2 rRNA genes are annotated in these 1,301 nt (G+C 55.1%); both read right to left on the reverse strand.

The window, feature by feature from the left end:
• Positions 1-3: 3 nt before the first annotated feature.
• Positions 4-120 (reverse strand): 5S ribosomal RNA (gene rrf / locus ABH929_RS18400).
• A gap of 148 nt (positions 121-268) precedes the next feature.
• Positions 269-1,301 (reverse strand): 23S ribosomal RNA (locus ABH929_RS18405); the annotation flags it as partial.

Genomic DNA, 1,301 nt, shown 5'->3' on the forward strand with positions numbered 1-1,301 from the left:
TAAGTCCGGCGGCGTCCTACTCTCCCACAAGGTCCCCCTTGCAGTACCATCGGCGCTGAGAGGCTTAGCTTCCGGGTTCGGAATGTGACCGGGCGTTTCCCTCTCGCTATGACCACCGGAACACTATCGACCATGATCTGGTCTCAAACATGTTCCGGCTGCTGCCCACGAATGGGCAGAGCGGTGTATTCAGTTTGATTCCCGATCGTCTGTCGGGAACCACAAAGTGGACGCGAGCCCCACACGCAAAGGTGCGGGAAATCAGTGTGTTATCAAGTCTTCGGCTTATTAGTACCGGTCAGCTCCACGGGTCGTTAGTCCCCGCTTCCACATCCGGCCTATCAACCCAGTAGTCTGCTGGGAGCCTCTCACACTCAAGGTGCATGGAAATCTCATCTCGAAGTCGGCTTCCCGCTTAGATGCTTTCAGCGGTTATCCGGTCCGAACGTAGCTAATCAGCGGTGCCCTTGGCAGAACAACTGACACACCAGAGGTTCGTCCATCCCGGTCCTCTCGTACTAGGGATAGATCTTCTCAAATTTCCAACGCGCGCAGCGGATAGGGACCGAACTGTCTCACGACGTTCTAAACCCAGCTCGCGTACCGCTTTAATGGGCGAACAGCCCAACCCTTGGGACCTACTCCAGCCCCAGGATGCGACGAGCCGACATCGAGGTGCCAAACCATGCCGTCGATATGGACTCTTGGGCAAGATCAGCCTGTTATCCCCGAGGTACCTTTTATCCGTTGAGCGACAGCGCTTCCACAAGCCACTGCCGGATCACTAGTCCCGACTTTCGTCCCTGCTCGACCTGTCAGTCTCACAGTCAAGCTCCCTTGTGCACTTACACTCGCCACCTGATTGCCAACCAGGTTGAGGGAACCTTTGGGCGCCTCCGTTACTCTTTGGGAGGCAACCGCCCCAGTTAAACTACCCATCAGGCACTGTCCATGAACCCGATCAGGGTCCTACGTTAGACATCCAGAGTGACCAGAGTGGTATTTCAACAATGACTCCACGAACACTAGCGTGCCCGCTTCACAGTCTCCCACCTATCCTACACAAGCCACACCGAACACCAATACCAAACTGTAGTAAAGGTCACGGGGTCTTTCCGTCCTGCTGCGCGTAACGAGCATCTTTACTCGTAGTGCAATTTCGCCGAGTTCGCGGTTGAGACAGCTGGGAAGTCGTTACGCCATTCGTGCAGGTCGGAACTTACCCGACAAGGAATTTCGCTACCTTAGGATGGTTATAGTTACCACCGCCGTTTACTGGGGCTTAAATTCAGAGCTTCGCC

Origin of the sequence: Curtobacterium sp. AB7, from assembly GCF_044909335.1 — a bacterium.
In the GTDB taxonomy this organism is placed as follows: domain Bacteria; phylum Actinomycetota; class Actinomycetes; order Actinomycetales; family Microbacteriaceae; genus Curtobacterium.